The 5,832-nt window shown below is 59.1% G+C and carries 4 protein-coding genes; all 4 read left to right on the plus strand.

The annotated features are described in order from the left end of the window. Window positions 1–245: 245 nt before the first annotated feature. From cas3 to FJ398_25395, 4 genes are read left to right on the plus strand one after another with little or no spacing between them, the layout of a single operon-like run. Entirely contained in the window at window positions 246–2,609 is a 2,364-nt protein-coding gene (gene cas3, locus FJ398_25380) for a CRISPR-associated helicase Cas3' (protein ID MBM3841225.1), read from the plus strand. Further along, window positions 2,606–3,367, plus strand: a complete 762-nt coding sequence (cas5c, locus tag FJ398_25385) for a type I-C CRISPR-associated protein Cas5 (GenBank protein MBM3841226.1) — start codon at window positions 2,606–2,608, stop codon at window positions 3,365–3,367. Before cas3 ends, cas5c begins: the two co-directional genes overlap by 4 nt. Further along, window positions 3,364–5,151, plus strand: coding sequence for a type I-C CRISPR-associated protein Cas8c/Csd1 (gene cas8c, locus FJ398_25390; protein ID MBM3841227.1), 1,788 nt, complete (start codon window positions 3,364–3,366; stop codon window positions 5,149–5,151). The genes cas5c and cas8c overlap by 4 nt, the downstream gene beginning before the upstream one ends. A gap of 43 nt (window positions 5,152–5,194) precedes the next feature. After that, the gene (locus FJ398_25395; GenBank protein ID MBM3841228.1) at window positions 5,195–5,725 is read left to right on the plus strand and encodes a CRISPR-associated protein; all 531 of its coding nucleotides are present in this window, start codon (window positions 5,195–5,197) and stop codon (window positions 5,723–5,725) included. The last annotated feature ends 107 nt before the right edge of the window (window positions 5,726–5,832 follow it).

Below are 5,832 nucleotides of genomic sequence, written 5' to 3' on the forward strand. Positions count from 1 at the left end.
GGCCGCTGGTTCTACACGCCCTGCCTGGGCTGGCGTCCCTCGCCCGCGCTGTTTGCGGGAGAGGGTGGCCGAAGGCTGGGTGACGGGAGGCGCTGGCACAACCAACGAACCAATTCTTCCTGCGCCGTGCCGGACTACGTCGGGCCGCCTGCCGGGCCGAAGCCACTCTGTGGTGGCGAAGGCTGGTTCCGCGACGGCAGCGCCCCGTGCGCGACCGAGAACCACGTCATCCCGATGAGAAATTGATGAAGTTCTACGCCCATACTGCTGAGGACGAAAAAGGCCGAACGCTTTACACGCTAAAGAACGGCCAGCAGACCACCGTCAAGCCACGTCTCACGGACTTGGCTGATGAACAAATCGGCTGGCAGCCACTTTCCACTCATCTAGTCAACGTCGCACAGAAAGCCAGCGAGTTTGCGGTACCGTTCGGCAGCGAGGATGACGCTTACCGGGTGGGCCTATTGCATGATTTGGGAAAATATGGCCAAGCGTTCCAGCTTCGGTTGCGTGGCCAAGGTTCGGGCATCAACCACTGGACCGCTGGCGCGTTCGAGGCGTACCGCGCAAGAGCGCAAGCTGGTGCCTTTGCAATTGATGGCCACCACAAGGGCATTCCGGCCTTCGCCGAATTGCAGAATCTTCTCAGGGCTTATCAACAAGGCAGCGACTTGAAGCAGTTTGGCATCACCGAGACCACGGCCACACTTGTCGAGCGTGCCCGCGGAGACGGCATGGATCTGTCGATAGGCCGCAGCACGGAGCCCTTCTCCAACTGCTTTCCTTCCGCGCTCCACACGCGCCTCTTGTTTAGCTGTCTTGTGGACGCTGACTTCCTCGACACTGAAGCGCACTTCAAACCCGCGATGGCAGCCGAACGAATTTCGATTCCCTTACGACCTCGAGAAAGCTTGGAGTCATTGCTCCTCTTATTGCGGACAATGCCAGGCGAGGGCGATGTCAACCGCCGCCGCCGCCAACTCCTCGAAGATTGCCTGAGCAAAGCAATGCTCCCGCCCGGTTTGTTCACTCTCACAGCGCCCACAGGCAGCGGAAAAACGCTGGCTTCGCTGGCCTTCGCCCTGCAACACATCGTCAACCATAATCACGCTCTGCCCGAAACAGATGCTCGGCGTTTCCGGCGGGCCATCGTCGTGATCCCCTACACGACGGTTATTGAGCAGACCGCCAAAGCGTATCGAAGACCGTTGGAATGGCTGTTCGGCCCCGACTACATCCTTGAACACCACAGCGCAGTCGCACCGCGTCCGGTCGAATCGGACCGGGAGCGTGACGCAGAGGAAGCACGGCTTCGTCGCGCTCGGCTGGCGGCGGAAAATTGGGATGCACCCATCGTCGTCACCACCACTATCCAATTCTTCGAGAGCCTGTTCAGCAATCGGCCCAGCGACTGCCGAAAGCTTCATAACATCGCGCGCTCAGTGGTCTTGTTTGACGAAGTGCAAACGCTGCCGCCCGGACTCGTGCCTTCGTTGCTTTCCGCCGTGAACCTGCTCGTCAAGGATTTCGGAGTCACGGCAGTGTTCGGCACGGCGACTCAGCCCGCGTTCGAGTGCGCCGCCTCGGCCATTGATGGCGGGTGGAATCCTACCCCCGTCGCCGCAGATGCAGACGCTTTGGCTGAGACAATGCGCCGGACACACATTGAGATCGCCCCGACCGACCGCGAGTTGACCTGGCAGGAAGTCGCCGCAGCGATGCTCGCGCCTGAGCAGCCTCGCCAGGCTCTTTGCGTCGTCAACACCACCAAGGATGCTCGGACGCTGTTTCAACTGCTCAAGCAGTCCCCGTTTGGCGCTCACTGCTTCCATCTCTCTTCCCGCATGTGCGCCGCGCACCGGCAAGCCAAGCTCAAGGAAATCTGCCGCCGCCTTGATCCGGACACCAGCGCGCCATGCCTGTTGGTTTCCACGCAACTGATCGAAGCCGGCGTGGACGTGGATTTCCCGGTTGTCTGGCGTGCGCTGGGTCCGCTGGACTCCATCATCCAAAGCGCCGGTCGCTGCAATCGCGAGGGACGTTCCTCCGACGCTCGGCCAGTTTATGTATTCCGGCCCGCAGACGGCGGACTGCCGCCGGGCGCTTACGAAATTGCACTCAAGCGTACCGAGGCATTTCTCGCTGCGAATCCCGGCATCGAAGAAAAGTTGCACCTGCCGGAAACCTACCGCTCTTACTTCGCCTGTCTTTACCGCGATCTCGGTTGTGAATCTTCCGCGCAAGACCCTGTTTACTGCGCCAGCAAGGAGCTCAAATTTCCGGATGCCGCCGAAGCCTGCCGGCTCATCGGCGATGAAACGCGCGGGGTGCTCGTCCCGATGCACGATGAAAACGGCAGCTTTGGGTCGTGGGCTGGCACGGGGATCAAGTTGATCGAGGCTATCCGCAGCCAGCATTACCTGGACGGCAAGCTTGCCCGCCAATGCCAGCGTTTCACCGTCAACCTTTACCAACGAGAGTTTGAGCGCGCCGAACGCGAAGGTGCGATCATCCCGCTCACGCCCGATAATACCGTGTATGCCTGGGCCTCGAAGTATGACGAAGACCTGGGTGCAACCCACCACGCCGCTGATGACCTGATTGTATGAACGAACGAATCCACCTCCGAACCTGGGGCGACCTCGCCTGCTTCACCCGGCCCGAAATGAAGGTCGAACGCGTGAGCTATCCCGTCATGACTCCCAGCGCCGCGCGCGGTCTGCTCGAATCCATTCTCTACAAGCCGCAGTTCCGATGGCGGGTCCATCGCATTGCCGTCCGGAAGCCGATCCGTTTCCTTTCCATTCGGCGCAACGAGGTCAAGGAAACCATCTCCGAAACCCAATTCAAAGCGGCTGCAAACGGGGAACCGGTCGAAGTCATCATCGCTGACGACACGACAAACAAGAACAAGGGCCGCACTCAGCGCAATACGCTCGCCCTCCGCGAAGTGGAGTACGTGATTGAAGCGAGCCTCGAATTGACCTCGCTCGCCAATCGTCCGCGTCGCAAACCGCCTTGCGAAGACGAACCCGACGGCGACGATAATCCTCCCAAGTACTTCGGCATGTTTCGACGCCGCGCGGAAAGTGGCCAATGTTTTGCCCGCCCCTGCTTTGGCTGCCGTGAATTTCCGGCAGACTTTGAACTCGCGGATGAAACCGCGATGCGCGTGGAACCAAATCCCAACGTGGACACCGACCTCGGGCTGATGCTCTATGACGTGTTCGACCTGGACATGATGCACGAGCTGGGGCGAGTGCAAGCCAGCCCGCAAAGGACTTTCTTCCCGGCGAGGTTGGAAAAGGGTCTCGTGACCATACCCGCTTGGACAGAAATCAAGCACCAACTCGGAGGTGCCGCATGATGGTACAAGCGTTAATGGCCTACGCAGAGCGCGAAGGGTTTGACTCTGACCTCAAGCTGGCACCCGTTCGCTGGCGCATACCACTCGACTCGGAAGGAAGGCTTCTCGGCTCGGTGATTCCGATGCTCGAAGACCCAAACGCCAAACGCCCCGCTCCCAAGCGGCTCGTACGTCCGTTCTCGAGATCGGATGACGTTGGCCACGGGCAGGCGTATTTTCTCTGTGACAATCTGGAACGTGCTTTGGCGTTTCCAATTCCGGACGACCCTGAAAAAACAGAAAGCCGGAAGGTCAACTTTGCGTTCTTTCAAAGCCTGCTAAAGGAAGCCGCTGCCGCTTGCCCGGACGAGTCTCCCAGCTTGAAAGCAGTGCTGGCATTTCTCAACAACCAGGCGGAGTTGAAACGAGTTCACCAGTTGCTCACCGACAACGGGTGCAAGACCACGGAGAATGTGGATTTTGAGGTAACCAACCGGCCGCTTCTCAGTTCGCCCGCACTTCTGGCTTGGTGGCGAAAGAGGCGTGAAGCGGAACGTCAGCAGGCCAGTGGCGGGCTCGTGATGTCTCTTGCTTCTGGTCAGATGGTTGTGCCCGTAAGCACCGCTGGAAAGATCGACGGTATTCGCGGTTCACCCCCAGCAGGGGCCAATCTCATTTCCTTCGACAAAGACGCTTTCCGCTCCTTCGGCTTGGACAAAGCATTGAACGCTCCAGTGTCGTTCACGGAAGACGCCAAGATCACCGGCGCATTGAACAAGCTCATTGAGCAAGGCTACCGTGTCGAGGACGCGATCTACCTGCACTGGACTCGCGAACCGGACAAAGACCCATTCGATCTGCTTGAAACGGCCGACCAAGCCGCCGTCACAGAACTGCTCCGCGCCCCGCTAAAAGGCATTTCTCCGAGCGGTCTGGCGGCGAACAAGTACTACCTCCTTGGCCTGTCGGGCAACGGCGGTCGTGTCGTAGTACGCGATTGGCTCGAATCCACAGTGCCCGAAGTTGAAAACAACGTGCGCGGGTGGTTTGACCACCTGACCATCCTCCACGAGCGGGATGGCGGGCTGCGATCAGCATTTGGCCTCTACGGCTTGCTGGCCACGACTGTTCCATCGAAAAAGAACAAGCCGGACTTCGAGAAATTGCCGACGCAGTTGCCCGCCCAGTTGTTTCGTGCCGCGTTAAGCGGAGGTGCGTTGCCATCGTCGTTGCTTGCGGCGGCGGTGGCTCGTCAGAACTTGGGCGGAGAGTCAAAGCTTAATCCCGCCCGGCTTGCCCTCATCAAACTGTATGTCGTCCGCAACCATTCAACCGATCCAACGAAACGAAAAACTATGAGCGAAAAACTGAAACAACTCGATCCGAATTCAACCGACATCGCCTACCTGTGCGGCCAATTATTCGCCGTCATAGGCAGGCTTCAACTTGTCGCGCTCGGCAAAGTGGGCACGTCCCTGGCCGAGCGGACCTATGGCGGAGTGGCGACTCGGCCCGCCTCCACGCTCGGGCCGATCTTCACCAAAGTGCCGGCCTACTTGAAGAAGGCCAACTCGCGCTTTCCTGGTTCCGGCACGAACAAGCAAAAGGAGCTTGAGACGCTTTGCGCCCGGATCGACGCCGTCAACAAAGCAGAAGGCCGTGTTGGCTTTCCGCCTTTGCTGGGCCTCGAAGAACAAGGGAGGTTCGCTCTCGGCTACTACTGCCAACTGGCCCAATATCGAGCCGACCGGCTTGAAGCCGAGATCGAGGAAAAAGCCGACAAACTTCCACCTGAGAACGAATGATTCCACCGCGAACAAAGCCAAAACCTAAACCGAAAAGAAAACCATGAGCACCGTGATCCAAAATCGTTACGACTTCGTTTACCTCTTTGACTGCAAAGACGGCAACCCGAACGGCGACCCCGACGCCGCCAACGCACCGCGCATTGACCCGCAAGACATGCGCGGTCTTGTCTCCGATGTTTGCCTGAAGCGCAAGATTCGGAACTTCGTCTTGAGCTCGGGTGGAAATGGCAACGACATCTTCATTCAGCAGAAATCGCCGTTGAATCCCCGCATTGAGGCGGCTTGCTTGGAACAGAAACCGCCGTTGCCGACACATCGCAAGTCAGCCGGAAAGTGGGACAAGGAGAAAGCGAAGGAACGTCCACCGGCCGAAATCGATCAACTCCAGACTGCGCTCTGCGCCCGGTACTTCGATGTGCGCGCTTTCGGTGGCGTGCTCTCCACTGGCCCGAACGCAGGCCAGATCCGCGGCCCTGTCCAACTCACCTTTTCGCGTTCAGTAGATCCCGTTCAGCCGCTCGACCTCGGGATCACGCGCGTTGCAGACGTGGACAAGCCTCAGGATTCTTGATCCCGAAGCGTGAACGGTGCAGGTCGTGGAAAATGAGTGACACCGAAAAGGCGGATTCGGCAGTCGGTTTTTGGGCTTGCCGAGGATGAGACGGGACGAAGAATCGG

The sequence above is a fragment of the Verrucomicrobiota bacterium genome (assembly GCA_016871535.1).
Classification (GTDB): domain Bacteria; phylum Verrucomicrobiota; class Verrucomicrobiia; order Limisphaerales; family SIBE01; genus VHCZ01.